Here is a 24192-nt window from a genome sequence, read left to right on the forward strand (position 1 = left end):
GGCGATCAGAACTCAGGCGTGTACTTGACCGAGAACATCAGGTTGCGCGGCTCGCCGTAGTTGTTGCTGCCGTTGAGCTGGTTGAAGCCTGCCACCCAGTACTTCTTGTCGAACAGGTTGTAGGCGTTGACCGCCAGACTCACCTCCGGTGTCAGCTGGTAGGCCAGGCGGGCATTCCACACGGTGTAGCCGGGCACCTCATAGGTGCGCTCGTAACCCAGGGTGTGGCTCTGGCTGGTGAAGCCCAGCCCGGTGCTCCAGCGCTGGCCGTCCACGGGCAAGGTGTAGTCGGCCCAGGCGCGCAGCATGTGCTTGGGGGTCCATTGGCTGAATACGCGGCCTTCCTCTTCCGGATCGTCGAGGAACTTGGTGGTGTTGTAGGTGTAGCCGGCGAACAGTTGCAGGCCGCTGAGCACTTCGCCGCTGATCTCGGCTTCAATCCCCTGGCTGCGTACCTTGCCCGCCGCCTTGGAGCAGTACCAGTCGTCGCAGGCGAAGCCCGAGGCGACATCGGTGACGGCACGGTTTTTCTGGTCGTAGCGGAACACCGCCAGCGAGGCGTTGACGCGGCCATCGAGCAGTTCGCCTTTCAGGCCGGTTTCATAGTTGCTGCCCAGTACCGGTTTGAGCGCGGCGTTGCCCACGGCGCGTTCGGTCTGCGGAACGAAGACATCGGTATAGCTTGCGTACCAGGCCCATTCGCGGGTCAGGTCGTAGACGAATCCGGCATAGGGTGTGACTTGTCCGGTCTCGGTCATGCGGCTGGTGGGGTAGCGGTTGCCGGGGTCGGTCGGGCTGTTGAAGTCGATCGAATCCCAGCTGTAGTCGAACCAGCTGACCCGGCTGCCGAGTATCAGCGTCAGGTCCTCGACCGGCTTGACGCGCCAGGCGCCATACAGGCCCTTCTGGCGGATATCGTAGCTGGCGCGGTTGGCGCGCGCATTGCTGGAGGCGAGCAGGCCGTCGCGGCTAGGTTCCGGACGGTTGTGATCGATGTCGAAGATGCTGTCATCGGCATCGGCGGCGAAGTTCCGCCAGTAGGCATCGTCCGAGGTCAGCTTGGAGTAGTTGCCGCCGAGGGTCACCTCGTGGGCCACGGCACCGGTGTCGAAGTGCCCGACCAGGTTCATGTCCAGGCCCAGCTTGGTGTTGTGAAAGTCGGTGATCCAGTCGGCGTAGGTGATACCGGTGCCGTCGGGCGCCAGGCCTTGGCGGGTGCTCTGCACGCGCTGGTGGGTGGAGGTGTTGGTCTCGTCCATGCGCACGGCGGCGGCCTTGAACGTCCAGTCATCGTCGAAGCGGTGTTCGAGGTCGAGGTAGTAGGTGGTGACGTCGGTTTGCGCGCGGCTCCAGCGCGCGCCGGTGTAGGTCGAGCGGGGCAGGTCGATCGCCTTGCCGTTGGCGTAGCGGGGGATACCGCGCAGCATTGGCCGCGACTGCTGGCGGTTGTAGCTGATGCCGGCGCCGACGGTGGTGTCGTCGTTCAGGTCGATATCCAGCGCGCCGTACAGGGAGTGCGACTTGCTCCAGGCATAGTCGATGAAGCTGTCGCTCTGGTCCTCGTCGGCGACCATCCGCCCGCGTACCCGGCCATCGGCGGTCAGCGGGCCGCCGGCATCCAGTTGCAGGCCATAGTGGTCCCAGGAACCGGCCTTGCCGGTGACGGTGACGGTCGGTGCGGCCTGGCCACGCTTGCGCACCAGGTTGATCGCGCCGCCCGGGCTGCCGGTGCCTTGCAGCAGGCCGGAGGCGCCGCGCAGGATTTCAACCCGGTCGAAGAACACCAGGTCCTGGGTCGCCCAGTTGCCCAGCGAGTAGTTGTTGCGCGGGATCGGCACGCCGTCGTACTGCCAGTCGTCGATCTGGAAGCCTCGCGAGGTCACCACCACGCCAGGGCCGATGCCCTGGGCGCCGACCAGGCCGGTGGTGTGGTTGAGCGCATCCTGCAGGTCGGTGATGCCCTGGTCGTCCAGCTGCTTGCGGGTGATCACCGTCACCGACTGGGGGATCTCCTTGAGGGTGTGCACGCCCTTGCCCAGGGTCACCGCCCGCGCCGCGTAGGAGCCGCTGCCTTCGCTGGTGGCGTCCAGGTAGTTGTCGGTGATGCTGGTGCTGCCCAGCTCCAGCGCCTCACCGCCCTGGCTGGCGGGGGCCACGCTGAAGTGGCCGCTGCCGGTGATGCGCAATTGCAGGCCACTGCCGGCCAGCGCTGCCTGCATGGCTTGCTCGGCGCTCATCTGGCCGACCACCGCGGGGGCCTGCTTGCCGCGTACCAGCCCAGGTTCCAGGGCGATGATGGTGCCGCTCTGGCTGGCGATGCGGTTGAGGGTGGTTGCCAGGCTCGCGGCGGGCAGGTCGAACGACAGGGTCTGTGCCTGGGCGAACAGGCTGAAGCTGGTCAGGACGGCGGCAATGGGCCAGGGGTTGCGCACGGAAATCTCCCGGATGTTGTGAGTTGTCAGGAGATAGGTGGGCCGAGAAATGAAAACCGGACACCTTTGCGAATGATTTTCAAAAAAAGTTTCACGTAGCCGCTTTTGGGCCGATCAAGGTCAGCCAGGGGCCGAAGTGCTCGATGCTGACCGGCAGGGTTTCGGCCAGTGCCGAGAGGGCTTGTTGCGGCTGCTCGAGCGGGAACACGCCCTGTACCCGCAAGTCGCGCACCGCCGGGGCCAGGCGCATGTAGCCGCGCTGGTAGGGGCGCAGGGCGTCGACCACCACATGCAGCGGTTCGTCGAGCACTTCCAGGCGGCCCTCCACCCAGGCCGCGCGCTGTTGTTGCTCGCTGCCCAGCCGCTCGATGCCGTTGCTGCGCAGCAGCGCCGCCTGGCCTTGTTGCAGGTCTTGCCAGCGCCCGTCGGGCAGGCTCAGGCGCACGCTGTGTTCGAGTACCACCACGCGGGTGGCGGTGTCTTCCTGGCGGACCAGGAAGCGGGTGCCGAGGGCCTGCACCTGGCCCTGCGCGGTACGCACGCGCAACGGTCGTGCGGCGTCGGCGGCGACCTGGATGACCAGTTCGCCGTGGCGCAGCAGCACCAGGCGTTGGCGGGCATCGAAACGCAGGTCCACGGCGCTGGCGCTGTTGAGGCTCAGCCGGCTGCCGTCGGCCAGGGTGAAGCTGCGCCGCTCGCCGCTGGCGGTGTGCAGGTCGGCCAGCCAGCCCTGGGTGGCGTCGCTGCGCCAGCCGCCCCAGAGCGCCCCGCCGAGCAGGCCGAGGCTGGCCAGGGCGCCCAGCACTTCGCGACGTGAATGGCTCGGTTGCAGCAGCACCCGGCGCGCCTCGGCGGCCTGTCCGGGGGCCCGTTGCTCGAGGGCGCGCAGGGCTGCGCAAGGCCTGCCCAGGCGCTGTTGCAGCCGGTCCCAGGCCTGCCGGTGCGCCGGGTCCTGGCGCAGCCACTGCTCCAGTTGGCGCAACAGCGCATCGTCCGGCGCGCGGGCATTGAGCGCCACCATCCAGTCGATGGCCTGCTCGCCGATCGGGTCCAGGCTGCGGGCGCTCATGGTTGTACTTCGCACAGGTAGCATTGGCGCAGGGCCTGCTTCATGTAGCGGCTGACGGTGCGTTCGCAGATCTGCAGGCGGGCGGCGATCTCGACATAGCTCATGCCGTCGAGCTGGCTGTAGAGGAAAGCGGCCTTGACCATGGCGGGCAGGCCTTCCAGCACCTGGTCGATGGTCACCAGCGCTTCGATCAGCAGCAATTGCTCTTCGGCCGATGGGGCGACTTGTTCAGGCAATAGCGCCAGGCGCTCGAGGTAGGCCAGTTCCAGTTGACGGCGACGGTGGCGGTCGAAGATCAGCCGCCGGGCGATGGTCGACAGGTAGGCGCGAGGTTGCTGGATGCTGTCCGGATCGACCTGCGCGCCGAGCATCTGGCAGAACGCCTCGGCGGCGGTGTCCTCGGCGTCGGCACGGTTGCGCAGGCGTTTGTGGATGTGTTGGAGCAGCCAGCGATGGTGGTCGCTGAAGAAGAAGCCCAGCTTGCGGGTCGAGGTGCTGTCCAACGGTGGCTATCCAGTTGTGAGTGTGAATCGTTCTCAATGGTAGCCGGGAGGTTCATCGTCTCGCAATGGGGCATGTCACAACAATTCGCGCCGCTGCCTGCGCAGCGGCGCGCGCTGGCGCATCAGGCCGCAGCTTCCTGGCCTGCGAACAGGGTCAGCCCCAGTTGACGGGCTTGTGGCAGGAGGCTGGCGGGGGCTGCGCCTTCACTGTCGGTGAACAGGGTCGAACTGATGACCCGGGCACCGCAGTAGTCGAAGATACCGTGCTCGATCTGCACGCGCATGGCCTCGCCATAGCCATGGCGTTCGAAGGTGCCGGCGTCGGCGCCGGCCACGCCGACCAGGTGCGCGGTCATCCCGTGCAGCAGCTTGGTGGTGCTGCCGTCGGCGGCCTGGTCGAAGGCCCAGCCGTTGCTGAACACCCGCTCGACCCAGCCCTTGAGCAGGGCCGGCAGCGACCACCAGTAGATGGGGTAGACCATGACCACGGTGTCGGCCCGCTCGATGCGCGCCTGTTCGGCCAGTACATCGGCCGGTGGCTGGCCCAGGCGTCGATGCACGGCGTGGTCGGCCAGGCTGAAGCGTGGGTCGAAGCCTTCGCTGGCCAGGTCGGCGAACTCGCTGGTATGGCCGGCGGCGCGCAGGCCCTCGGCGACCTGCTGGGCGAGGGCGTGGGTGAGGGAGTCGGGGTCGTGGTGACCGATGACGATCAGGGCATGCATGGTGGAATCTCCAGAATCAGGATGCAGGGACACCGGGAGCGTTATATACTCGAGGTAAGTTACGCTTAGTAAGTTACTTTTGGTAGGTAAGCGATGTCAAGCGAGGAAAAGACCGCGCCGCGCAAACGCCTGTCCCGCGAGGAGCGCCGGCGCCAGTTGCTGGATGTGGCCTGGCGGCTGGTACGTGAGGAGGGCACCGATGCCTTGAGTCTGGGGTATCTGGCCGAGCAGGCCGGGGTGACCAAGCCGGTGGTGTACGACCATTTCGAGACCCGCAACGGCTTGTTGCTGGCGCTTTACCAGGAATACGACGCCCGCCAGACCGCCATGCTCGACAAGGCCCTGGTCGGCTGCCCGGCGGGCCTGCCGGAGCGGGCCTGGGTGATTGCCGAGGCCTATGTGGACTGTGTGGCGACTCAGGGTAGGGAGATCCCGGGGGTCAGCGCCGCGCTGGCCGGCTCGCCGGAGCTGGAGGCGCTCAAGCGTGGTTATGACGGGCCGTTCATGGATAAATGCCGTGAAGCGCTGCTGCCGTTCGCGCCGGGTGGCGATATCGGCGTGGCCGGGTTGTGGGTGCTGGTGGGGGCGGCGGATGCGCTGTCCCTGGCGGCGGCGGCCGGGGAGCTGACGGCTGAAGCAGCCAAGCGCGAGCTGCAGGCGACCATTGTGGCGATGGTTTTGCGCCAGTAGTTTTGGGATTTGACCTCCAATTCAAGATTGCTGGGGTCGCCTTGCGACCCTTTCGCGGCACAAGGCCGCTCCTACAGGGCGCGCGGTTGCCTGTAGGAGCGGCCTTGCCGAGGCGTCGGACCGGCCGGAAAGGGCTGCAAAGCAGCCCCTGCAATTCCAAGTCGGACTCCAGTCAGGCCGGCAGGCTCTGGTACGGCTGCTCTTCCCCCGGACTGCGGGCGAACTGGCGCTTGTACTCGCGGCTGAACTGCGAGGTGCTCTGATAACCCACCCGATGCGCCACCTGGGCCACGCCCAGCCCTTCGCCGATCAGCATCTGCTGCGCCTTGAGCAGGCGCAGGCGCTTGAGGTACTGCATCGGCGCCAGGTCGGTGCAGCGCTTGAAGTGTTCGTGGAAGGTCGACACGCTCATGTTCGCCCGGCTGGCCAGCTCTTCCACCCCCAGCGGTTCGGCGTAGTGCTCGCGCAGGTAGGCCAGGGCCGCGCCGATCCGGGCGAAATGCCCCTGTTGCTCGACCAGCGCCCGCAGCACGCCGGCCTGTGGCCCGCGCAAGGCGGTATAGAGCACTTCGCGCACCCGCGCCGGCCCCAGCACCTTGGCGTCCAGCGGGTCCTGCAGGCACTGCAGCAGGCGTTCGACGCTGTCGCGCATGGCCGTGTCCAGCACCGCCGAAGTCATCGACTGTGGCGTCTGTGCCTGCACCGCGGCATCCGGCGCCAGGTCCATGCTTTGCACCAGCTCGCCGAGCAGGGCGCGGTCGATGTCCACCGCCACGCCGAGCAGCGGCGCCTGGGGCGTGGCGAAGGTCTCGCACATGAACGGCACCGACAGCGCCTGCACCAGGTAATGCCCGGCACCGTACTCCAACGTGCGTGGTCCCAGGCGCGCCAGTTTGCTGCCCTGGGCGAGGATGATCAGGCTGGGTTCGTAGATCTGCGGGGTGCTGGCCACGTAGTGGTCCCAGGTCAGGACCTGGACTTGGGGCAGCGCGGTGGGCACGAACCCCGGGCCTGTGGCGAGGGCGCGAATCAGTGAGCAGAGCGTGGCATTGGCATCCACATGGTGAGTCAGGTGCATGGTGAACCCGGGCAGAGAATCGGACACTGGCATCTTCGCAGATTCGCGGGCTCATGCCAGAGGTTGGTGGCAAGGTCCGGAGAATCAGGCATGCATACTGGAGAATCGGCGGTGGGCGAGGCTGGTCCTGGCGCGCAGAATGCGTCGCCTGAATCGTTTCACTTGCACGAGGTGCCCCATGTACACCGCCATCGGTTACGCCGCCCAATCGCCCACCAGCCCCCTGGCCCCCATGACCTTCCAGCGCCGCAGCCCGCGGCCCGACGATGTGGTCATCGAGATCCTCTACTGTGGCGTGTGCCATTCCGATATCCACCAGGCCCGCAATGAATGGGGCATCGCCGTCTACCCGCTGATGCCGGGCCACGAGATCGTCGGCCGGGTCAGCGCGGTGGGCGCGCAGGTCAGCCGTTACCAGGTCGGTGATCTGGTCGGCGTCGGCTGCATGGTTGATTCCTGCCGCCAGTGCGAGGCCTGTCGCCAGGACGTCGAACAGTACTGCCTGGAAGGCCCGACCATGACCTACGCCACCCCCGACCGGGTCGACGGCAGCAACACGATGGGCGGCTACTCCAGCAGCATCGTGGTCAGTGAGCATTTCGTCCTGCGCATTCCCGAGGGCATGGACCTGGCCAGCGCGGCGCCGATCCTGTGCGCCGGCATCACCACCTATTCGCCCCTCAAGCACCACGGCGTGGGCCCCGGGCACAAGGTGGGCGTGCTGGGCATGGGCGGCCTGGGGCACATGGGCATCAAGCTGGCCAAGGCCCTGGGCGCGCAAGTGACCCTGTTCACCCGCTCCGCGGCCAAGGCCGAGGAAGCCCGTCGCCAGGGCGCCGACCATGTGATCGTCTCCACCGATGCCGAACAGATGCGCAGTGCGGCGGGTCGCTTCGATTTCCTGCTCGACACCATCCCGGTGCAGCACGACCTCAACCCCTACCTGCAAACCCTGAAGTTTGGCGGCGTGCACATCCTGGTCGGGCTGATCGAACCGGTTGATCCACCGGTACATGCGGCCAACCTGGTGATGCAGCGCCGGGTGCTGGCAGGTTCCTTGATCGGCGGTATCGCCGAAACCCAGGAGGTGCTCGACTTCTGCGCCGAGCACGGGATCAGCTGCGATATCGAAAGGCTCGACATCCGTAACATCAACCAGGCCTACGAGCGGATGATCGCCGGCGACGTGAAGTACCGCTTCGTCATCGACATGGCCACGCTCAAGGCCTGACCAGGCGAGCTGGGCTTGTCCTGTGAAGCGTCACGCTACCTGAGCGGCGCCGCATAGCCCTGGCGCAGGTCCACGGCCCAGCCGTCGAGCACGGCCTTGACGTTGTCGGCGGTCATTACCTGGCGGTCGTTATCCAGCGGTACGCCGGTACCCGCGAGCATCGCCTCGCCGACCACCTTGCCGCTTGCGCCCGCCTCGAACGACAGCTCGCTGGCAATCGCGCTGTCCCGGTCGCGAATGCCCGCGGCGCTGCTCACCCCGGCCGCGACCAGGGTGATCGGCAGCCACTCGTAGAAGCGCAGGCCCTGGGTGTCGGCGCTGATGCGGGTGATGGCCGGCCTGACCACCAGGGTGTTCGGGCCGGGCCTGTCGACCACCGTCATCACCTTGCCCAGTTCGTTGCGCAGTACCGCATCGTAGTAGTGGGTGATGCTGGCGAGGGTGGCCTGGGGGATGCGCGTGCTCGGCTCGGGCGCCGGGTAGAACCGGCTGGGTGCCAGGTAGACCTCGATGTAACGGCCCTTTGGCCATTTCGGGTCGGCCCAGCTGAGCACCGTTGCGCCCGAAGGCGCCTGGTGCGGGGTGAGTAATCCGTAATCCTTGAGGTAGCCGGTCGGTGCCGGCTTGTTGCTGCCGCACGCGGACAGGCCCAGGGTGGACGTCAGCACCAGCGCCATGAGGTGACGCCGGCTCATGGATGGCGCTCCTCCGGGATTGCCGCCTGCCAGGCCTGGGTGCCGACTTCCTGCGAGGAGTGGATGCGCAGTTGCCCGTGGGCCATCAACCAGTGGACCAAGTCGCGAATTGGCACGGTGTGGCTGTACTCGACCCATTCGCCGCTGGCGGGGTCGTAATGCTCGAAGTACCGGCGCAGGGTGATGTAGCCCTGGTTGTCCGCCAGCTCCAGGCTCTCCTGCTGCACGATCAGGGATCCGGTGTGCCCGCGGGTGGTGTTGCGCTGGCTGAGGATCAGGGGCATCGAACCTTCGTGCCCATCGGTGCTGTTGCGGCTGTCGGCTATTGTCATGGGAAGCCCTCGGTGATGGAAGGCTGGCAGGGTGAAGGGTTATCGTTGCCAGGTGATGTCCGCTTTGTGTCGTGCATGACGAAATGTTGCGCGATTGAAATAAATGACCCGCGTGGCGCAATGGTTTTAGATACGCCTTTTTTCCCGGATCGGTATCACCGTGAGCAGACTGTTGATCGTCGATGACGACGTCGAAATCCTCGCCTTGCTGAAGCAGTTCTTCGTCCAGCACGGCTACGAGGTGGACCTGGCCGCCGAGGGGCAGGCGATGTGGGCAGCCATCGCCCGGCAGCGCCCGGATGCGATCATCCTCGACCTGATGCTGCCCGGCGAAAGTGGCCTGGGCCTGTGCCAGAAGCTGCGTGCGCAGCTTGGGGTGCCGGTCATCATGCTCACCGCCATGGCCGAACTGAGCGACCGCATCATCGGCCTGGAACTGGGCGCCGACGATTACCTGACCAAGCCGTTCGATCCACGTGAACTGCTGGCCCGCCTGCGCGCCGTGCAGCGCCGGGTTGGTGAACAGCCACCGCGGGGCGAGGCGGCGCGACCGGTGATCGGTTTCGCCGGTTGGCAGCTGGACATCACTTGCCGCGAGCTGCGCTCGCCCGAGCGGGTGATGGTGCCGCTGTCCGGCGCCGAGTTCGACCTGCTGGTGGTGTTTCTCGAGCACCCGCAGCGCATCCTCACCCGCGAGCAGTTGATCGACCTGACCCGTGGCCACGGCCATGACGCCTTCGACCGCAGCATCGACGTGCAGGTCAGCCGTCTGCGGCGCAAGATCGAGCCCGACAGCAAGCGCCCGGACCTGATTCGCACCGTGCGCAATGGCGGCTACCTGTTCAGCGCCACGGTGACCCGCTCGTGATCCGTCGCCTGCTGGGTCGCGACACTCTGCGCAAGCGCATCGCCCTGACCATTTTCACCGCATTGCTCGCCTCGCTGGCGTTCAATGCCCTGTTCGTCCAGGTTGCCGGCAGCTGGGCACGCCCGCCCATCGAACGCACCGGCCTGCTCGAGCAGATCGCCGTGACCACCCGGGTGATCGAGACCGCGCCGGCGACGCTGCGCGGGCAGCTGGCCGAGGCGGCGAGCACGCCAACGCTGCGGGTGACCTGGAGTACCCGGCGTGACGACTTTGGCCTGCCTGGCCCGGGCACCATGCTCAATTCCGGGCAGGTGCCGGCGATGGCCCAGCTGCTGGGGCCCTCGCGGCCGATCGAAGTGTACAACCCGGATGACTGGCCCATGGGCAGCGCCGAGGCGCACTACGTGGCGCTGGTTGCCCTGGCTGATGACAGCTGGCTGCTGTTCGTGCCGCCGGAGCGCAGCTGGGGCATGAGCGCGACGGCGCGCCTGGCGGTGGTCATCGGTCTGGGGCTGGTGGCGACGTTGCTGGTGGCCTGGCTCGCCACCCGCCAGCTGGCCGCGCCGCTGCAACGCTTTGCCAGCGCGGCGCGGCGCTTCGGCGGCGACCTGCAGGCGCCGCCCATCGCCATCGAGGGGCCCGAGGAAATCCGCCAGGCAATCATCGCCTTCAACACCATGCAGGCGCAGATCCAACACTTCCTCCGCGAGCGCACCCACATGCTCGCGGCCATCTCCCACGACCTGCGCGCGCCGTTGACGCGCATGCGCCTGCGCAGCGAGTTCATGGAAGACCTGGACCACCAGCGCAAGCTGATCCGCGACGTCGACGAGATGCAGACGATGATCAACGAGGCCCTGGCGTTCTTCCGCGAAGGCACGCAACTGGAGCAGCGCACGGCCTATGATCTGTCGGAGCTGTTGCAGACCCTGGTTGACGACTACCGCGACCAGCATCTGGACATCGCCTTCAAGGGCCCGGCGCACCTGGTGCATGACGGCCGCCCGCTGGCGACCAAGCGGGTGGTCGTCAACCTGGTGGAAAACGCCATGAAGTATGCCCGCGATCCGCAGATAACGCTGCGCCGCGCCGCTCACCTGATCGTCATCGAGGTTCGCGACAGTGGGCCAGGTATTCCCGAGGAGGCCCTGCAGCAGGTGTTCGAGCCATTCTACCGATTGGAGGGCTCGCGCAACCGTGACACCGGTGGCGTCGGCCTCGGCCTCTCGGCCGCCCGTGCCAGCGTGCGCGAGCAGGGCGGCGAGCTGACCTTGCGCAATCGCGTTGGCGGTGGGCTGGTGGCGCGGGTTGAACTGCCTGACGGGTCCTGAGCGGGTCAGTACACCCAGACCTCGACCCGGCGGTTGCGCAGGCGCCCCTGCTCCAGGTCGTTGCCGGCCACCGGCAGTTCGTCGCCCATGCCCGCCACGTCCCTGACCTGCACCCCGACGCGGGCCAGCTCGCGGCGCACCGCCATGGCCCGCAGGCGCGACAGCAGCGCGGCGCGGCCCGGTGTCTCCTTGGGATCGCCGAAGCCCACCAGCACCACCTTGCCCTGTAGCTTGCCGGCCTGGCGCAGGTAGTCGCCGACCCGCTGCACATCGCGCAGGGCCTTGTTGTCGAGGCCGGCGCTGCCTTCCTGGAAGCGGAAGTTCACGCTCAGGCGCTGGGCCTCGCCGGCCAGTGTCCGATAGCGTGGCGGCATGTCGCCCTGGGCCGCGACCTGCTGTGGCTTGATCTGCTGGGAAACGAAGCCCTGCTCGGCGACGATGGCCTGGCCGGCGGGACTTTGGGCAAACTCGGCGAGCGCCTTGGCCAGCGGCGTGGGGTGGGTGGGGAGGTAGAAGAACAGGCGACGCGACAGCGGGTAGTCCTCGCTGGCCACCAGGGCACGGCTGGGTGGCAGCGCTGGTGCATCGCCCTCGGCCACGGCCAGTGCCTTGGCCCGGTGGACCGTGGCCAGGCCGCTGAAACCGATGGCCTGGCGGTCGGCCATGACCTGGGCAGCCAGTTCGTCGGCGGACTCGAAGCGCCGCGCCTGGGTGGCCAGTGTCGCTTGCTGAGGGGCAAGTACCAGGGCCTTGAAGGTTTCGAAGGTGCCGGAGCGATCATCGCGGGCATACAGGTGGATCGCCCCGCCGGGCACGCCCAGCTGTTCCCAGCGTTGCAACTGGCCGGAGAACACCTGGGCCAGTTGCTCGGTGCTCAGTTGCGTGAGCGGGTTGTCCGGGTGGACGATCACCGCCACGCCATCCAGGCCGATCACCTGTTCCGAGCCCGCGCCGCGCAGGTTGCCCAGGGCCTGCAACTGTTGCGCCTCGCTGTCGCTGATCGGCCGCGAGGCCGCGGCCAGGTCGGCCTCGCCCCGGGCCAGCGCGACAAAGCCGGTGCTGGTGCCGTGGGCGGCAATGTCGATGCGCACGGGCTGGCCGTCCGGATCGCGGGCGTGGACCTCGGTCTCGTTGGCCGTGGCGCCGGGCCGGTGCTCGATGGCGCTTGCGCCCTGAGCCTGCAGCAGCCCCTGCACCAGGGCCGGGCCAAGGGCCGCGCCGATGGTGTTGGAGCCCTGGATACGCAGTTGCGCGGGCCCGGCGCAAGCCAGGCCCGGGAGCAGGCACAGCAGAAGGAGAAGCAGGCGAGGCATGCCGAAGACCCGTGGCACAGAGTTGCGCCGCAGATTACGACAGTTGCTTGACCGAAAGATGACAGTGTCCCGTAAGAGATCGCCCAGCCTATCTGGCTGGGCCGGCGGGCAGAGAACCTGTGGGAGCGGGTTTACCCGCGAAGCCGACACCGTGGTGGATGGCACGGGCTTCGCCCGTGTTCGCGGGCAAGCCCGCTCCCACAGGGATCGCGCCAGATTCTAAAAATTAGCAAGACAGTTGCTCCCACAGGGACACCATTTCATGTGCGACAGCCCAGCCCGAGGGGCTGGGCGATCTCATGCAGGATATGTGTGAGCAACCCGGCTCAGCGCCCCTCCGGCACGATGATCCCGGCCGGCGCCTCGGCCGCCCGGCGGCGGGCCACGCAGTAGTACAGCACGCTCGGCACCACCAGGCCGATCAGCCACGACACATCCACGCCGCCCAGGTGCGCGACCATGGGCCCGGTGTACAGCTTGGTGTCGATGAACGGCATCTGCACCAGCACGCCGAAGGTGTACACGCCGATGCCCGGCCAGTTCCAGCGCCCGTAGCGGCCGTCAGGGTCGGCCAGTGCCGGGATGTCGTAGCGTTCCTTGGTGATGAAGTAGTAGTCCACCAGGTTCACCGCGCTCCACGGCACGAAGAAGGTCAGCAGGAACAGGATGAACGACTTGAACGCGCTGAGGAACGAATGCTGGCCGAGCAGGGCGACCAGGGTCGCGGCGCCGACGATGCCGAGCACGAACACCAGGCGCTGGATTCGGCTGATCTGCAGGTGACCCCGGAAACCACTGATGATCGTGGCGATGCACATGAAGCTGCCGTAGCTGTTGAGGGTGGAGATGGTCACCTTGCCGAAGGCGATGCAAAAGTACAGCAGCGCCGCCGTGGTGCCGGCGCCGCCCAGGCCGACGATGTAGGCCACCTCGCGCCCGGAGAACTGGCCGCCGGCGATGGCCGCGGCGAACACGCCGAGGATCATCGAGGCCTGGGCGCCGATCACCGAGCCCAGGCCGGCGGCGAGGAAGGTCTTGAGCGGCGAGGTATGGCTGGGCAGGTAGCGCGAGTAGTCGGCCACGTACGGGCCGAAGGCGATCTGCCAGGACGCCGCCAGCGACACTGCCAGCAGGAAGCTGGCCCAGCTGAAATGGCGGTTGTCGAGCAGCTGGCCGATGTCGGCGAGCATCAGGATGCGGCTGAACAGGTAGACGAAGGCGATGATCCCCAGCACGCTGGCCACCCGACCGATCCAGTGAATCACCCGGTAGCCGGCCAGGGTCGCCAGCACGATCACTCCGGCGAAGATGAGAATGCCGGCGCTGTCGCTGATGCTCAGCAACTGGCCGATGGCCTGGCCGGACAGCACCGTGCCGGTGGCGGTGAAGCCCAGGTACATCAGGCACACCAGGGCCATGGGGATGGCCGCGCCGTACACGCCGAACTGCACCCGGCTGGAGATCATCTGCGGCAGACCCAGGCGTGGCCCCTGGGCTGCGTGCAGGGCCATCACCGCGCCGCCGACCAGTTGTCCGAGCAGCAGGCCGATCAACGACCAGAACACATCGCCGCCCAGCACCACGGCCAGGGCGCCGGTGACGATCGCGGTGATCTGCAGGTTGGCTCCCAGCCACAGGGTGAATTGGCTGTAGACGCGTCCATGGCGTTCAGACTCGGGGATGTAGTCGATCGAGCGGCGCTCGATCACGGGTTTGCTGGACATCGGGGAGGGCTCCGCTTCGTTGTTTTTGTGAAAGGCGGCGGCTATCGGCGGGACGCAGGGCGGATGGCCGAAGCCCGATATGAGCATGTATATACAAGTCTGGTCAAGTGAAGCTTGCGCAGGGTTTTCATGAGTGTTCCGCAGCCATCACAGCCGACTGTTGCGCAAGGCTGGCGCGCAACTGTGCTGGTCCGAGGCGGCGCGATGCCCTTATGCTGTAACCAAATATGTCTATAACAAGCCTGAAGAAGGAATGCGTGCCATGCCACTCAAGGACCTGCTGATCGCCCTGGTGGTGATCATCGCCTGGGGCGTCAATTTTGTGGTCATCAAGGTCGGCCTCGACGGCCTGCCGCCGATGCTGCTGGGGGCATTGCGCTTTCTGCTGGTGGCCTTCCCGGCGGTGTTCCTGATCAAGCGCCCGAACCTGCCCTGGCGCTGGCTGATCGCCTACGGCGCGACCATCTCCCTGGGCCAGTTCGCCTTCCTGTTCCAGGCCATGGCCAGTGGCATGCCGCCGGGGCTGGCTTCGCTGGTGCTGCAGTCCCAGGCGTTCTTCACCCTGGGCTTTGCCGCGCTGTTCCTCGGCGAGCGGCTGCGCCTGGCCAGCGTGCTGGGCTTGCTGGTGGCCGCCGGCGGCCTGGCGGTGATCGGCAGCGAGGACAGCGGCCACGTGCCGTTGCTCGCACTGTTGCTGACCCTGTGCGGCGGCGCCATGTGGGGCATGGGCAACATCATCACCCGGCGCTTCGGCAAGGTCGACCTGGTCGCCCTGGTGATCTGGGGCGGGCTGATCCCGCCGCTGCCGTTCCTGGCGCTGTCCTGGTGGCTGGAAGGGCCCGAGCGCATCGGCCATGCCCTGGCCAACATCGGCTGGAGCTCGGTGCTGGCCCTGGCCTACCTGGCCTTCGTCGCCACCATGGTCGGCTACAGCCTGTGGAGCACCCTGTTGTCGCGCCACCCGGCGGGCAAGGTGGCGCCGTTCTCGCTGCTGGTGCCGGTGGTCGGCCTGAGCTCCTCGGCCGTGTTGCTGGGCGAGCGCCTGAGCGAGGCCCAGGGCTGGGGCGCGCTGCTGGTGATGCTCGGGCTGCTGATCAATGTGTTCGGGCCGCGCCTGGGGCTGCGTCTGCGCGCGGCTACCGCGCGCTGAAGGCCGATGCCCGCCGCGTCACACCAGCAAGGCCGACCACGCCGACACCAGCAGCAGGCCGGCGAGGCCCTGATTGAACACCCGCAGCGCCTGGGGCGAACGTAACCAGCGGGCGCTGCCGATGCCCATCAGCGCCCACGCGGTCATGCTCGGCAGGGCGATCAGCAGGAACACCAGGCTCAACCACCACATCGGCAGTGCCGGGCCGGCGAACAGGCCGACCATTGCCACCGCCGTCACCCACACCTTGGGGTTGACCACCTGCAGGGTCGCCGCGCTCAGCGGGTCCAGGCCGCTATCGCTGCCCGCCTGCAGCGGCGCACCGGCGCTGCGCAGCATCTTCCAGGCCAGCCAGCTGAGCCACAGGGCGCCCACCCAACTCATGGCCTGCTGCGCCAGCGGGTAGCGCAGCAGCACCTCGCCCAGCCCCAGGCCCACCAGCAGCACCACTGCCGCCGCCGCGCAGCAGGCCGTCACGATCGGCGCCAGGCTGGCGCGCAGGCCGCGCCTGGCTCCGTGGGCGAGAATCAGCAGGTTGGTCGGCCCGGGGCTGATGCTGGCGGCCAGGGCGAACAGGATGAAGGGCAACAGCGTGTGTGACATGGTCAAGGCTCCGAGTGATCGAAGCGCCATGGTCGCGGCGAGCGCCGGTTCAGTCTGGAAGGTTTGAGCAGCGCTTGCGGTAATCCGCCGGGGTCAGTCGGTAGGCGCGGCGGAACCAGCGGCCCAAGTGGCTCTGGTCGGCAAAGCCCAGGGAGGTGGCGACGCTGGCCGGCGTTTCACCCAGGGCCAGCCGCCGCCGTGCACGGGCCAGGCGCAGCTGGATCAGGTAGGCATGCGGCGCCAGGCCGAAAGCCGCCTTGAACGCCCGGGTCAGGCGGAAGCGGTCGACGCCGCACACCTGCGCCAGCTCGACCAGGCCGATGTCCTGGTCCAGGTGCGTGTGCAGGTAATCGCGGGCGACCTGGGCGCACAACGGCAAGCGTGGATCGGGGTCCAGGCGCTTGCGCCAGTGCAGGTGGCCGGTGAGGCAGGCCAGCAGGTCGTCCAGGGCGGTCTGGCGGACGATGCGCAGATCGTTGTAATGCACCGTCTCGAAGGCCCGGGCGGTGGCCCCGGCCAGGCGCGGATCCTGGTGCAGCAGGGTGCCGAAGCTGGGCAGGGCGCCCGAGGGCGCGTGTTCGAACAGGGCGCGCAGCTCGGTTTCCAGCCAGTTGGCATCCAGGTACAGGGTCGAGTAGGTGAAACCCTCAACGGTGGGTGCATGGCCGTCGTGCAGGTCGCCCGGCTCGAGCACGAACACCTGGCCGGGGGTGCTGTTGTGGCGTGCGCGGCGGCAGTTGAATTGCTGCACGCCCTGTTCGGTCACCCCGACCAGGAAGCTGTCGTGCCAGTGCGGGTCGTAGGCATGGCCGGTGAAATGGGCGCGGACCGACTCGATGCCGGTGTCGGCGTCCTGTCTGAGGTCGATCCAGTTGCTCATGGGCGCGGGCCGTGCGGGTGTCGGTAGACGACCTTAACGCAGAAACGGCCCGGGCGTTTAGAACGATTGTGCAGCCGTCAGCGCTGGGCGAATGCCAGGTTGATGCCGAGCCCGGCGAACGAGGCGGCGAAGCTGCGCCGTAGCCAGGCCTGTACCTGGGGCGAGTCGATCACGGCGCGGCGGAACAGGTGGGCGAGCAGGCCGTAGATCACGAAGACGACAAAGGTCATGGCCATGAACACCGCACTCAGGCCGAGCATCTGCACGGTCGCGGAACCGGCCTGGGGGCTGATGAACTGCGGCAGGAAGGCGAGGAGGAACAGCGTCAGCTTGGGGTTGAGGATGTTCAGCAGGCAGGCCTTGAGCACCAGTTGGCCGGCCCTGGCTGGGGCGGCCTGGGTGTCCACGGCGAAGGCCGCGCGGTCGCGCCAGGTGGCGTAGGCCAGGTACAGCAGGTAGGCGACGCCGGCGAACTTCAGGCCCTGGAAGGCCAGGGCGCTGGTGTGCAGCAAGGCCGAAAGGCCCAGCACCGAGGCCAGCAGGTGCGGGACGATACCCAGGGTGCAGCCGGTGGCGGTCCACAGGCAGGCGCGGCGCCCGGCCACCAGGGCGCTGGAGACGGTGAGGATGACCCCGCTGCCGGGAATCAGCACGATGATCAGCGCGGTAACGAGAAACTCCAGGCTCGGCATGAATGACAGCTCCTTGCAGTCGGGGGTGGATGCACTATACGCCCGGTGACAGCGGCTGCAACATGCCCTCCGGGCGCAGCGTGGCGAAGCGCTCGCGCAGCCACAGGTGCAGCTGGGCCACCGCCGGGGTGAGCTGCTTGCGGTGCGGGCATACCAGGGTCACCGGGGTCAGCTCGCCGGGGTGTTCGGGCAGCAGGACCTCCAGCTCGCCGGCGGCAACATTGGCGCTGACATCCAGCCACGACTTGTAGACGATGCCTTCGCCTTCCAGCGCCCAGCGCCGCACCACGTCGGCGTCGTCGCTGAACAGCGGCCCGCGCACCTGCACGGTGCGGTTGCCCAGCCGCCATTTGTCGTAGACCCGGCTCTGTTGCAGGTACAGCAGGCAGTCGTGCTGCTGCAGGTCGTCGGGGCTGTCCGGCCGGCCATGGCGGGCCAGGTAGTCGGGCGAGGCCACCAGCACCCGACGGTTCCACGGTGCCAGGGGCAGGGCAATGTAGTTGGCGTCCTCGTTCTGGCCGTAGCGGATAGCGACATCCACCGGGTCGCGGTAGAGGTCGGCCAGCTGGTCGGAGAGGAAGAAGCGCAGGCCGAGCCCCGGATGCTCGCGACGAAACGCGCTGAGCCAGGGCCGCAGCAGGTTGCGCCCCATGTCTGATGGTGCCGCCACCTGCAGCACGCCGCGCAGGCAACTGTGGCTGCCGTGCAGGTCCTCGCGGCCCTGGCGCAGGGCATCGAGCACGCGCTGGGCGGTGGGCAGGTACAGCTCGCCCTCGGCGGTCAGGCGCAGGCTGCGGGTGGTGCGGGCGAACAGGCGCACATCCAGTTCGCGTTCCAGGCGCTTGATCGCAGCCGCCACCTGGCCGGGCAGCAGGTCGGCCTCGTGGGCCGCAGCGGTAAAGCTGCCCAGGGCGCTGGCACGGGCGAACAGTTCGAGATCGTTGATGCGCAGCATTTTCACTCCAGGGATGAAAGTGTTGCTGCATTGTGCTGGTTTTTCTTTGCCGCCGGGAAGATAAGATGCGGCTCATTCACGATCCCTTTGAGGAATTGCCGTAGATGGATACCGTTGCCCTCGCCAAACGCCGTTACACCACCAAAGCCTACGACGCCAGCCGCAGGATTCCCCAGGCCACCATCGATGCCTTGCTCGAGCAGCTGCGCCACAGCCCGTCCTCGGTCAACTCGCAGCCCTGGCACTTCGTCGTGGCCGACAGCGCCGAAGGCAAGGCGCGCCTGGCCAAGGCCACCGACGAGCGTTTCGCCTACAACAGCCCGAAGCTGCGCGACGCCTCCCATGTGATCGTGTTCGCCGCCCGCACCAACATGACCGAAGCCCACCTGCAGGCGGTGCTGGCGCAGGAGGCCGCCGACGGGCGCTTCCGCACCGAACAGGCCCGTGATGGCCAGGACCAGACCCGCCGCGGCTACGTCGACCTGCACCGCCATGACTTCAAGGACCTGCAGCACTGGATGGAGAAGCAGGTCTACCTGGCCCTGGGCACCGCACTGCTGGGCGCCGCCGCCCACGGCCTGGACGCCACGCCGATCGAAGGCTTCGACGCCAAGGCCCTGGACGCCGAACTGGGCCTGCGCGAGCAGGGCTTCACCAGCGTGGTGCTGCTGAGCCTGGGCTATCGCAGCGAGGAGGATTTCAATGCCGGGCTGAGCAAGTCGCGGTTGGCGGCGGCAGAGGTGTTTACTTTTCTGTGATTGGCGGTAGGTAGGGCTGTACCTTGCAACTATCAGGTGAGCAGCCGTGTCTTGGCTGCCACGCCCTCCATGCCGAACGAGATCAGCCTGGCTCTACGGCTGACCGATACTGTCGGCCCCATGGTGCTTATCCTTCTCGATATCGGGAGTTTGAATTGGGCTCTTGGGCCGACGTTTAGAGGCACGGGGTTTCCTCTCCGGCCGTTTGCCTGGCCGTATGGCCCAGAGGTAGGCGTTTTCCCGCAGCCTTTCCTGGATATGGGGTGGGTAATCGTCAACGGTGGTTACTGCCGGGACGGGTTTTCCCGGCAGGCCGGCTTCACGGATGATCCTGGGCCAGCGAGGTTTCCAGCACAGCAGAAGACTCACCCAGTGGCCTGTTCCGATGATCAGGAAGGCAGGAGAGAGCAGCAGCAGGCCGCATTTGAGGACGGGTGGGGAACTGCGGAAGTAGTGGGTCAAGCCTTCGAACTGAGGCGTGAAGGCTTGCCAGGGCCAGGGGAAGTGCGAGGTGATGTGGGGGCGTGGTAGTCCTTCTGGACCTTCATCCATGAAGCGACGGATAAACTCCCATTCGGCTTGAAGCTCCGTGAAATTGTTCGAGGACTTGCCTACCCAGATCAGTTCGGTACGTAGTGTGCCGGTGAAGGCGGACGACCATGTGAGCGCCAACGGGAGACCCACACCACTTGCTATGGTAGATTTTTTATCCGCGCCGCTGGACGATACACCGTTCCACGGGAGCGTGACGATTCCACCACAGTAGGCAGGGCGGTGGAGGTAGACCTGCTGGGTGATGCGGTTGAAACGTATCAACAAGTGGCGTGACGTGAACATTTCAAAACGTGTGAAACGCAAACCATATTTCAGATAAAACCACAAGATACAAAGGGTTGTGCTAAGAAAGAAAAGTGCTAAATATAGCCTTTCACCATACGGTTCTCCTTGATAATCAGAAGCAAGGTCGATTAAAGTTTTTATCGAGTTGAAAGCAATTTCTAGTCCGCTGGTTATCATCATTATTACTGTGAGAGATAATATGCTGATTAGTCCGCGCTTATCTTCCCACATGCCGCTGCGCATTTCGAGTACATTCTGGTTGAACACGTAGACTGGGCCCCGACTTTTTGGGGCGTCGCATGCTGATTTTTTTGCGGCTGCAATTTCTTTTTCTTCCTCGCCTTCATAAATTATTCTCTTTTTTATAGTCTTGTTCTGTTTCTCAAAGGCTTCGCGCTCTTCTTTTGGGTCAATGGCAGCAAGCCATGAAAGCCATTCAAAAAAATACACTATATAACCTCGCTCATGGCGCTGAATAAGGCTTCTAGCTCTTCAGTGTCCTTCATATATCCTTTGTCTGATGGTTTAAGGCGGAAGCAGCATTTGCTACACCACTTCTCCAATGCATCATCATCGATAATGAGTAAGGTTATAGTGGTGCCGAGTACAATAGCGCCGCCTATCCAGCTTAAGCGGCTCAGGAACATCATGGCAGTACGGTTGGCTGCCAGCTTTGCAGAAAGTGTGGAAAGAGTAGTAAGTAATCTGCTGGTCTTTTCACTGGTTGCGCTGATTGATAGCCACTGGAAAAGCGCACTTGCCTGCGAAAATGCTATTCCTCCCTGCCCCAAAAGTAGGGCGATCGTAGATCCAGCTCGCAGCCAATAAGTCGCCAGCAATGATTTAGATCGAACGTCTGCTTCTCTCGCATCTGAAACGTCCCACGTAATACTGACAACGCCCCCCACCGTCGCCAACCCCGCCCCCCACAGCCGATAGCGCCCCAGGCTGATGTCCGCTCCCCGCGCAATCGCGCTGTTCCGCCCGACGCCCAGCAGGGTCTGCTCCGTCCCCACCGCGAGAAGCTCGAACCCCGCCGCCGCACTGGCCAATCCTGCGGCCACCACCTCGCTCCAGAAACGCCGGTCCTTGTCATCCCGCTGCCCCTGCAACAGGAGCAGTCCAGCCTCCAGCAGGAGCAGCCCACTGGCCAGCCGAAGCCGATAGAACGAATGAGCGTGAGCGCCCTGCAATGTCTCCACGTAGGCGCGATCAAGGCGTCGGACCATGGGGGCCGCCACCCGTCCTCGCGAGGGGGTGTCACCCTCGAGTGCGTGTTCGCTCAGGCGCAGGTTGATGGCTTGCTCGCCCAGCGAGGCGATGAGGTAGGTGCCCAGTCGCCGGTACAGCAGGCGATCCATGTTGCCGGGGGCGCCGGCCTGCAGGCTCTGGCGCCCCAGTTGACCCAGCCAGGCCAAGGCCCCGGCGGTGTTGAGGGCGCTGTGCTGGGCCAGCTGGTCGAGGTGGCCGTCCACCCGGCTGAACTGCGAGGCGAGTTCCTTGGCGTACTTGAGTGAGGTGTCCACCTGCTGCCAGTGATCGTATTCCGGCGGCAGCGCTTGCAGTGCCTGGCGTGTCTGCTCCAGCACCTCGGCAATGGCGCGCTGGTTGAAGACGAAGGAACGCAGGGCCAGGTTGTCGGGCGTCAGCGTGTCGGCGTGCCACCACTGGGTGAGCAGCCGCGCCCCGGCTGACACGCCCTCCATGCCGACCACGCTGAGCCCGGTCTGGTGGGCGAAGCACAGGCCGCTGCGCAGGTCGTTCTCGTCGTAGTAGGCCAGGGCCGCGAGCAGTTGCTCAGATTGCAGCCAGACGAGATGGTCGTCGGCCCGCACGTCGGCCAGGCGCTGCGCTTCGAGGCCGTGGGATTCGAACCAGGCAAGCTGGTCGTGCATGGCCTTGAGGTCGACGTGTGGCAGGTAGCGCGTTTCGAACTGCCGGGCGAACTCGCCGTTGTTCGCCCGGGCCTCAAGGTCCTGGCGCCTGAGTGCGCCTGCGGTATCGAGAATGCCTTCCTTGGCCTGCGCCCACCAGGCGGCCATCTGCGGGTTGGCGCCCTGGTCGGCACCGGCGAGGTGGGCGCGCATGGCGTCTTTGTGACGGTCGACCAGCGCAGCGACCTTGCGCTCACTGAATTGCTGATGCAGTTCGGTGAAGGCCTGGGCGACCAGCACCTTGCGCTCGTTGCTGGGGCCGGGTTTTCCCGCGACCGCCTCCGTGGCTTCCAGCCAATCCTTCAGGTGCTCCATGCCCGCGTTGCGCCAGGCATTGAGTTGCTGGGTGATGCCGATGGCATCTTCCACCACCACCGCGATACCACGGGCCTCGGGTTTGCCGGCAACCGGGCCCAGCATGTACCGGGCCGCTGTCAGCGAGTGGACGCTGGTTTCACTGAACAGCTGATTGTCCAGCAGCTTGCGCAATGAGCTGTCGGTTTCCGCAGCGAAATCGGCGACCAGATCCAGTTGGTCATGGCGCAGCACATAAGGCCTGGGCGTCGGGCAGCCAAGGCCGGTGAAGGCGGCGACATCCACGGCCGGCAGCCTGTCGCGTCGACGCAGCAGTTGCTGCTGGGCCGCTTCGGTCAACGGGTCGGGGCTGTAGAACAGGCGCAGCTCGGCCAGGTCTTCGAGGTCATGGACGTTGAACGCCAAGGCCGTGTTGCGAATCATGTCGCGCAGGGTGTGGACATCTGTGGCGTCCGGCTCGGACTGCCCGGGGGCAACCAGCGACAATGAACCGTTCGCCGCAATGCGATAGGGCGGGTGCAGGTTGTGCTGCCCGCTGCGCTTGCGTTTCTCCATGACGTACAGGAAGCCTTGGCGCAGTGGCCGAATGGCATAGTCGGCATGCTGGAGCGTGGCAACGCTGTAGGGATGGCGCAGGTGATCGGGCAGGGTTGGCAAGCGCAGGCGCTGGCCGGTAGTGCCGCCAACGGCCGCATAGCGCAGGGGCAGGATGGTGAAGGTGCGCGTGCAATGGACGGCGGGCCCGCTGGCGAAGGGGGCCTCCAGGGCCTCGCAGGCTTGCCGATTGATTTCGAGCAATTTGTTGAAGTCGAACATCCGATGTCCTCAGCGAAGCTGTTCATGCAGGTGTGTTTGTACCGAGCCCGTGGCTGGTTGTTGCAGCCAGCCACGGGCGACGTTACGCAGACCTGAAACACTAGCGAGGAACGGATTGTGGGTGGTCGACAGTGCTTCCCAAATCCACGTAGGACGTTTCTCTGATTTTCCTTTTCAGCGCTTATTGGCACTATTCAGTTACATCTCACCGGCGAATCCGCGCGGGCAGGCGATCCGCCGCCAAGGTTCAGAGATCCAGCACCAACCGCGCCGAGCGCGCCCGCGAGACGCACAGCATCATGGTCTGCTGCGAGGCTTTCTCCTCGTCGCTCAGGTACTGGTCGAAATGCTCGGCTTCGCCTTCGAGGATCGCCGTCTCGCAGGTGCCGCACACGCCTTCGCGGCACAGGCACTCGACCTTGGCGGCCTTGGATTTCTCGATGGCCTGGAGAATGGTCATGCCTTGCTCGACTTCCAGTTCGGTGCCGGAGCGCGCCAGTACCACGGTGAACGCCGAGCCTGCGGCCGGCGCGGCGGCGGCGAACTGTTCCCAATGCACGCGGGGCTCGGCGATGCCGGCGGCGGCGGCGCTGGCGATCACCGCGTCGATCAGCGGCTTGGGCCCGCACACATAAAGATGGGCGTCATCGGCCAGCCCCGCGCACAGCGCGGCGAGGTCGAGCTTGCGCTCCAGGCTGTCGATATAGAAGCGGGTGTTGCCGGCATGCGGGCCTTGCGCCAGGTCGCCCTGGAAGGCGCCGTGCTCGGGGGCGCGGAAGGCGTAGTGCAGCTCGTAGGGGGTAGTGCTGCCTTCGAGCTCGTGCAACTGCGCCAGGAACGGGGTGATGCCGATGCCGCCGGCGATCAGCACGTGACGTCCCGCCTTGGGGTCGAGGGCGAACAGGTTGTTGGGGGTGGAAATGGTCAGCTCGCTGCCCACCTCGACCTGCTGGTGCATGAACGCCGAACCGCCCTTGGACTGCTCCTCGAGCCGCACGCCGATCTGGTAGCTGTGCAACTGGCGCGGGTCGCTCATCAGCGAGTAGGCATTGCTGAACTGGCTGCCGCAGGCCGACTGCATCTGCACGATGACATGGCTGCCGCCGCTGAAGGCGGGCAGGGCGGCGCCGTCGGCGCGGGCCAGGGTGAAGCGCTTGATCTGCGGCGTGGCCTGTTCCACGTCGGTCACGCGCACCTTGAACATTTCGTATTGCTTGGCCATGGCGTACCTCGACAACGAAGCCCCGCGCCAGGCCCTGGC

At 66.2% G+C, this 24192-nt stretch carries 22 protein-coding genes; 6 read left to right on the plus strand and 16 right to left on the minus strand.

The features are described from left to right. Nucleotides 1-5: 5 nt before the first annotated feature. The 4 genes from AC0MAZ_RS13980 to AC0MAZ_RS13995 form a co-directional block, all read right to left on the minus strand. On the minus strand, nucleotides 6-2432 hold the full coding sequence (locus tag AC0MAZ_RS13980; protein WP_475858201.1) for a TonB-dependent siderophore receptor: 2427 nt from the start codon (nucleotides 2430-2432) through the stop codon (nucleotides 6-8). A gap of 91 nt (nucleotides 2433-2523) precedes the next feature. Continuing rightward, nucleotides 2524-3501, minus strand: coding sequence for a FecR family protein (locus AC0MAZ_RS13985; RefSeq protein WP_203647202.1), 978 nt, complete (start codon nucleotides 3499-3501; stop codon nucleotides 2524-2526). Beyond that, on the minus strand, nucleotides 3498-4004 hold the full coding sequence (locus tag AC0MAZ_RS13990) for a sigma-70 family RNA polymerase sigma factor (RefSeq protein ID WP_232857116.1): 507 nt from the start codon (nucleotides 4002-4004) through the stop codon (nucleotides 3498-3500). Before AC0MAZ_RS13990 ends, AC0MAZ_RS13985 begins: the two co-directional genes overlap by 4 nt. A 122-nt stretch (nucleotides 4005-4126) precedes the next feature. Continuing rightward, nucleotides 4127-4726 carry an NAD(P)H-dependent oxidoreductase gene (locus AC0MAZ_RS13995; RefSeq protein ID WP_232857115.1) on the minus strand — a complete coding sequence of 200 codons (600 nt, stop codon included), beginning with the start codon at nucleotides 4724-4726 and terminating at the stop codon, nucleotides 4127-4129. Nucleotides 4727-4819: 93 nt separating this feature from the next. Here AC0MAZ_RS13995 and AC0MAZ_RS14000 point away from each other — a divergent pair, with 93 nt between their 5' ends. Continuing rightward, the gene (locus AC0MAZ_RS14000) at nucleotides 4820-5416 is read left to right on the plus strand and encodes a TetR/AcrR family transcriptional regulator (protein WP_475858203.1); all 597 of its coding nucleotides are present in this window, start codon (nucleotides 4820-4822) and stop codon (nucleotides 5414-5416) included. Between the two features lie 172 nt (nucleotides 5417-5588). On the opposite strand, the gene AC0MAZ_RS14005 is transcribed toward AC0MAZ_RS14000, so the two are convergent. Further along, nucleotides 5589-6494, minus strand: coding sequence for an AraC family transcriptional regulator (locus AC0MAZ_RS14005; protein WP_234561377.1), 906 nt, complete (start codon nucleotides 6492-6494; stop codon nucleotides 5589-5591). A gap of 178 nt (nucleotides 6495-6672) precedes the next feature. On the opposite strand from AC0MAZ_RS14005, the gene AC0MAZ_RS14010 reads away from it, so the two are divergent. Continuing rightward, a complete protein-coding gene (locus tag AC0MAZ_RS14010) occupies nucleotides 6673-7725 on the plus strand; it encodes an NAD(P)-dependent alcohol dehydrogenase (protein WP_475858204.1) in 1053 nt (350 codons plus the stop codon). A 35-nt stretch (nucleotides 7726-7760) separates the two neighbouring features. Here the strand turns inward: AC0MAZ_RS14010 and AC0MAZ_RS14015 are convergent, their stop codons facing one another. Beyond that, a complete protein-coding gene (locus AC0MAZ_RS14015; RefSeq protein WP_475858205.1) occupies nucleotides 7761-8420 on the minus strand; it encodes a DUF3313 domain-containing protein in 660 nt (219 codons plus the stop codon). Continuing rightward, a complete protein-coding gene (locus AC0MAZ_RS14020; RefSeq protein WP_234561369.1) occupies nucleotides 8417-8752 on the minus strand; it encodes a hypothetical protein in 336 nt (111 codons plus the stop codon). Before AC0MAZ_RS14020 ends, AC0MAZ_RS14015 begins: the two co-directional genes overlap by 4 nt. Before the next feature lie 154 nt (nucleotides 8753-8906). Between AC0MAZ_RS14020 and AC0MAZ_RS14025 the strand changes: the two genes are divergently transcribed. After that, complete coding sequence (locus tag AC0MAZ_RS14025) at nucleotides 8907-9620, plus strand: response regulator (protein ID WP_232857155.1); 714 nt, start codon at nucleotides 8907-8909, stop codon at nucleotides 9618-9620. Continuing rightward, the gene (locus AC0MAZ_RS14030; protein WP_203647189.1) at nucleotides 9617-10951 is read left to right on the plus strand and encodes an ATP-binding protein; all 1335 of its coding nucleotides are present in this window, start codon (nucleotides 9617-9619) and stop codon (nucleotides 10949-10951) included. The genes AC0MAZ_RS14025 and AC0MAZ_RS14030 overlap by 4 nt, the downstream gene beginning before the upstream one ends. A gap of 5 nt (nucleotides 10952-10956) precedes the next feature. On the opposite strand, the gene AC0MAZ_RS14035 is transcribed toward AC0MAZ_RS14030, so the two are convergent. Together AC0MAZ_RS14035 and AC0MAZ_RS14040 are read right to left on the minus strand one after the other, a co-directional pair. Then, complete coding sequence (locus AC0MAZ_RS14035) at nucleotides 10957-12264, minus strand: phosphate ABC transporter substrate-binding/OmpA family protein (protein WP_475858207.1); 1308 nt, start codon at nucleotides 12262-12264, stop codon at nucleotides 10957-10959. 326 nt (nucleotides 12265-12590) lie between these two features. After that, nucleotides 12591-13988 (minus strand): purine-cytosine permease family protein, encoded by a 1398-nt coding sequence (locus AC0MAZ_RS14040; RefSeq protein WP_232857109.1) that lies wholly within the window; start codon nucleotides 13986-13988, stop codon nucleotides 12591-12593. A 262-nt stretch (nucleotides 13989-14250) separates the two neighbouring features. Here AC0MAZ_RS14040 and AC0MAZ_RS14045 point away from each other — a divergent pair, with 262 nt between their 5' ends. Continuing rightward, entirely contained in the window at nucleotides 14251-15138 is an 888-nt protein-coding gene (locus tag AC0MAZ_RS14045) for an EamA family transporter (RefSeq protein WP_203647183.1), read from the plus strand. An 18-nt stretch (nucleotides 15139-15156) separates the two neighbouring features. On the opposite strand, the gene AC0MAZ_RS14050 is transcribed toward AC0MAZ_RS14045, so the two are convergent. From AC0MAZ_RS14050 to AC0MAZ_RS14065, 4 genes are all read right to left on the minus strand, one after another. Beyond that, nucleotides 15157-15741: a LysE family translocator gene (locus tag AC0MAZ_RS14050; RefSeq protein ID WP_232857107.1), complete on the minus strand. Its 585-nt coding sequence runs from the start codon at nucleotides 15739-15741 to the stop codon at nucleotides 15157-15159. Nucleotides 15742-15790: 49 nt separating this feature from the next. Further along, the gene (locus AC0MAZ_RS14055) at nucleotides 15791-16621 is read right to left on the minus strand and encodes an AraC family transcriptional regulator (RefSeq protein WP_254464826.1); all 831 of its coding nucleotides are present in this window, start codon (nucleotides 16619-16621) and stop codon (nucleotides 15791-15793) included. A gap of 77 nt (nucleotides 16622-16698) precedes the next feature. Next, entirely contained in the window at nucleotides 16699-17313 is a 615-nt protein-coding gene (locus AC0MAZ_RS14060; protein WP_475858208.1) for a LysE family translocator, read from the minus strand. Between the two features lie 34 nt (nucleotides 17314-17347). After that, complete coding sequence (locus tag AC0MAZ_RS14065; protein ID WP_203647177.1) at nucleotides 17348-18268, minus strand: LysR family transcriptional regulator; 921 nt, start codon at nucleotides 18266-18268, stop codon at nucleotides 17348-17350. Between the two features lie 104 nt (nucleotides 18269-18372). Here AC0MAZ_RS14065 and nfsB point away from each other — a divergent pair, with 104 nt between their 5' ends. Continuing rightward, a complete protein-coding gene (gene nfsB, locus AC0MAZ_RS14070) occupies nucleotides 18373-19026 on the plus strand; it encodes an oxygen-insensitive NAD(P)H nitroreductase (protein WP_110733882.1) in 654 nt (217 codons plus the stop codon). 93 nt (nucleotides 19027-19119) lie between these two features. Here nfsB and AC0MAZ_RS14075 read toward each other — a convergent pair whose 3' ends face one another. The 3 genes from AC0MAZ_RS14075 to AC0MAZ_RS14085 all read right to left on the minus strand — a co-directional run bounded on the left by AC0MAZ_RS14075 (nucleotide 19120) and on the right by AC0MAZ_RS14085 (nucleotide 24153). Further along, nucleotides 19120-20316 (minus strand): DUF6708 domain-containing protein, encoded by a 1197-nt coding sequence (locus AC0MAZ_RS14075; protein WP_475858210.1) that lies wholly within the window; start codon nucleotides 20314-20316, stop codon nucleotides 19120-19122. Next, complete coding sequence (locus tag AC0MAZ_RS14080) at nucleotides 20316-22931, minus strand: T6SS effector BTH_I2691 family protein (protein ID WP_475858211.1); 2616 nt, start codon at nucleotides 22929-22931, stop codon at nucleotides 20316-20318. Before AC0MAZ_RS14080 ends, AC0MAZ_RS14075 begins: the two co-directional genes overlap by 1 nt. Before the next feature lie 247 nt (nucleotides 22932-23178). Beyond that, entirely contained in the window at nucleotides 23179-24153 is a 975-nt protein-coding gene (locus AC0MAZ_RS14085; protein WP_254464716.1) for a PDR/VanB family oxidoreductase, read from the minus strand. Nucleotides 24154-24192: the final 39 nt, after the last annotated feature.

Source organism: Pseudomonas sp. A (assembly GCF_056270345.1).

Excerpts from the sequence above, each read along its gene's own strand:
- AC0MAZ_RS14045 (WP_203647183.1), top strand. The coding sequence starts at position 14,251 with ATGCCACTCAAGGACCTGCTGATCGCCCTGGTGGTGATCATCGCCTGG.
- AC0MAZ_RS14035 (WP_475858207.1), bottom strand. The coding sequence starts at position 12,264 with ATGCCTCGCCTGCTTCTCCTTCTGCTGTGCCTGCTCCCGGGCCTGGCT.
- AC0MAZ_RS14010 (WP_475858204.1), top strand. The coding sequence starts at position 6,673 with ATGTACACCGCCATCGGTTACGCCGCCCAATCGCCCACCAGCCCCCTG.
- AC0MAZ_RS14005 (WP_234561377.1), bottom strand. The coding sequence starts at position 6,494 with ATGCACCTGACTCACCATGTGGATGCCAATGCCACGCTCTGCTCACTG.
- AC0MAZ_RS14020 (WP_234561369.1), bottom strand. The coding sequence starts at position 8,752 with ATGACAATAGCCGACAGCCGCAACAGCACCGATGGGCACGAAGGTTCG.
- AC0MAZ_RS13995 (WP_232857115.1), bottom strand. The coding sequence starts at position 4,726 with ATGCATGCCCTGATCGTCATCGGTCACCACGACCCCGACTCCCTCACC.
- AC0MAZ_RS14085 (WP_254464716.1), bottom strand. The coding sequence starts at position 24,153 with ATGGCCAAGCAATACGAAATGTTCAAGGTGCGCGTGACCGACGTGGAA.
- AC0MAZ_RS14050 (WP_232857107.1), bottom strand. The coding sequence starts at position 15,741 with ATGTCACACACGCTGTTGCCCTTCATCCTGTTCGCCCTGGCCGCCAGC.
- AC0MAZ_RS14080 (WP_475858211.1), bottom strand. The coding sequence starts at position 22,931 with ATGTTCGACTTCAACAAATTGCTCGAAATCAATCGGCAAGCCTGCGAG.
- AC0MAZ_RS14040 (WP_232857109.1), bottom strand. The coding sequence starts at position 13,988 with ATGTCCAGCAAACCCGTGATCGAGCGCCGCTCGATCGACTACATCCCC.
- nfsB (WP_110733882.1), top strand. The coding sequence starts at position 18,373 with ATGGATACCGTTGCCCTCGCCAAACGCCGTTACACCACCAAAGCCTAC.
- AC0MAZ_RS13985 (WP_203647202.1), bottom strand. The coding sequence starts at position 3,501 with ATGAGCGCCCGCAGCCTGGACCCGATCGGCGAGCAGGCCATCGACTGG.
- AC0MAZ_RS14055 (WP_254464826.1), bottom strand. The coding sequence starts at position 16,621 with ATGAGCAACTGGATCGACCTCAGACAGGACGCCGACACCGGCATCGAG.
- AC0MAZ_RS14015 (WP_475858205.1), bottom strand. The coding sequence starts at position 8,420 with ATGAGCCGGCGTCACCTCATGGCGCTGGTGCTGACGTCCACCCTGGGC.
- AC0MAZ_RS14000 (WP_475858203.1), top strand. The coding sequence starts at position 4,820 with ATGTCAAGCGAGGAAAAGACCGCGCCGCGCAAACGCCTGTCCCGCGAG.
- AC0MAZ_RS14065 (WP_203647177.1), bottom strand. The coding sequence starts at position 18,268 with ATGCTGCGCATCAACGATCTCGAACTGTTCGCCCGTGCCAGCGCCCTG.
- AC0MAZ_RS14060 (WP_475858208.1), bottom strand. The coding sequence starts at position 17,313 with ATGCCGAGCCTGGAGTTTCTCGTTACCGCGCTGATCATCGTGCTGATT.